This window comes from Streptomyces bambusae (assembly GCF_020532645.1).
Classification (GTDB): Bacteria; Actinomycetota; Actinomycetes; order Streptomycetales; family Streptomycetaceae; genus Streptomyces; species Streptomyces bambusae.
Genome location: NZ_JAJAUZ010000152.1, coordinates 1 through 511 on the forward strand (window position 1 = coordinate 1; position 511 = coordinate 511).

General features: G+C 77.1%; 1 protein-coding gene. It reads left to right on the forward strand.

Annotated elements, in window-relative coordinates; genetic code table 11:
- A partial coding sequence (locus tag LG634_RS37595; RefSeq protein WP_226741046.1) for a KR domain-containing protein occupies positions 1–511 on the forward strand: 511 nt, incomplete at both ends.

Sequence of the window (511 nt, forward strand, 5' to 3'; positions counted from 1 at the left end):
CCAGGGGATCGCGGGTGGCGCCGGCCAGGCCAACTACGCTGCCGCGAACAGCTACTTGGACGCGCTCGCGCAGCACCGGCGGGCCCAGGGCCTCCCGGCCCTGTCCCTGGCGTGGGGGCCGTGGGCGGAAGGCGGCATGGCCGCCGAGCTGAGCGAGGCGGACCGGAACCGCTTCGCCCGCACCGGCATGAAGCCGATCACTCCAAAGCACGGCCTGGCGCTGTTCGACACCGCGCTGGCCCTCGGCGTGAGCACCGCGGTTCCACTGCCGCTCGACCCGCAGGCTCTGGCCACCCGCGGTGACGACGTCCCGGCGATCATGCGCGGCCTGGTACGCGGCCGGGTCCGCAGGGCCACCGCCGCGGCCGCGGGCGGCGGCGGGGCGGCTGCGGCGGGTCCCGCGCTCGGCCTGCGGCTGGCGGGACTGGACGCCGACGAGCAGGCGGAGCTGCTGCTCGAGGTGGTGCGCGGCGAGGTCGCGGCAACCCTGGACTACGGGAGCGTGGGCGCG